Annotated in this window: 1 protein-coding gene and 1 pseudogene; both read right to left on the bottom strand. The window is 66.2% G+C overall.

The genetic code is table 11. The features are described 5' to 3' along the window. Positions 1-427: pseudogene (locus SJH88_RS19170) on the bottom strand (electron transfer flavoprotein subunit alpha/FixB family protein); the annotation flags it as partial. Between the two features lie 154 nt (positions 428-581). Next, positions 582-1,006: electron transfer flavoprotein subunit beta/FixA family protein (locus SJH88_RS19165; RefSeq protein WP_274755394.1), on the bottom strand; the 425-nt coding region annotated here is incomplete at its 5' end.

Raw genomic sequence — 1,006 nt, 5'->3', positions numbered from 1 at the left:
CCGACTGCACGGTGGCGATGGCGTTGCCGGCGTAGATGGGGCGCTCGAAGGTGTCGGCGGCGATCACGGCGGTGATGTCGCTGATCTGGCCCACGTCCAGCTTGGCGGCCACGCGGGGGGCAGCGTTCTTGCCCGAGGCGGTGGCGGGGAACAGGATGTGGCTGTAGTTGCCGGCACCATCACCCTGGAGTGCCAGCACCTGGGCGGCGATGTTCTCGGCCAGGCCGTCCTTGAGGCTGGCGCCATCGGCGTGGATGACCTTGGACACGCCAGCGATCTGGGCGGCGGCCTGGGCAGCGGCTGCGGCGCCTTCACCAGCGACCAGCACGTGCACGTCACCACCGCAGGCCTTGGCCGCGGTCACGGTGTTCAGGGTGGCGCCCTTGATGGAGGCGTTGTCGTGTTCAGCGATTACGAGAGAAGTCATGTCAACTCCAAAATTCTTTACGTTCTTGCGAAGTCTGCGCATGGGGCGCGGCCTTCAAAACCCGCACGCCCCAAAGCCAGGGACAGCGAGCTAGGGCCGCCCCGACGCGAGGCTGTCGTCCCCCCTGGGGGAAGACGCGAAGCGGCTCAGGGGGTCAGATGACCTTGGCTTCGTTCTTCAGTTTGTCCACCAAAGTGGCAACGTCAGGGACTTTGACGCCGGCGCCGCGCTTGGCGGGCTCGGCCACCTTCAGGGTCTGGATGCGGGGTGCGACGTCCACGCCCAACTCTTCGGGCTTGACCACATCCAGCTGCTTTTTCTTGGCCTTCATGATGTTGGGCAGCGTCACGTAGCGGGGCTCGTTCAGGCGCAGGTCGGTGGTGATGATGGCGGGGGTGCTCAGCGCCAGGGTTTCCAGGCCACCGTCCACTTCGCGCGTCACGTGGACCTTGTCGCCAGCGACTTCGACCTTGGAGGCGAAGGTGGCCTGGGGCAGGTCGGCCAGGGCCGCCAGCATCTGGCCGGTCTGGTTGTTGTCGCCGTCAATGGCCTGCTTGCCCAGGATCACCAGGCCGGGTT

Source organism: Comamonas sp. GCA5, from assembly GCF_036541385.1.
Lineage (GTDB): Bacteria > Pseudomonadota > Gammaproteobacteria > Burkholderiales > Burkholderiaceae_C > Comamonas > Comamonas aquatica.
Note: the sequence above shows the minus strand (reverse complement) of the source record. Positions and strands in the feature narration are given on the sequence as shown.